1 rRNA gene is annotated in these 479 nt (G+C 56.6%); it reads right to left on the reverse strand.

From position 1 onward, the window contains the following. Positions 1-479, reverse strand: a 16S ribosomal RNA gene (locus tag GTQ34_RS16755); the annotation flags it as partial.

Consider the following 479-nt stretch of genomic DNA (forward strand, 5'->3'; position numbering starts at 1 on the left):
GTCGAACGACTACAGGGGTATCTAATCCTATTTGCTCCCCACGCTTTCGTGCCTCAGCGTCAGCAACAGGCCAGGCGGCCGCCTTCGCCACTGGTGTTCTTCCATATATCTACGCATTTTACCGCTACACATGGAGTTCCACCGCCCTCTCCTGCTCTCCAGTCCTCCAGTTTCCAAAGCCATGCATGAGTTGAGCTCATGCGTTTCACTCCAGACTTGCAGGACCGCCTGCGCACCCTTTACGCCCAATCATTCCGGATAACGCTCGCCACCTACGTATTACCGCGGCTGCTGGCACGTAGTTAGCCGTGACTTTCTGGCGGGGCACCATCAGTCAGCACCCATTTCCTGATGCTGCCTTTTTTCCCCCGCAACAGAGCTTTACGACCCCAAGGCCTTCTTCACTCACGCGGCATCGCTCGTTCAGGCTTGCGCCCATTGACGAAAATTCCCTACTGCTGCCTCCCGTAGGTCAGCTG

Origin of the sequence: Flagellimonas ochracea (genome assembly GCF_009903685.1) — a bacterium.
GTDB lineage: Bacteria > Bacteroidota > Bacteroidia > Flavobacteriales > Flavobacteriaceae > Flagellimonas > Flagellimonas ochracea.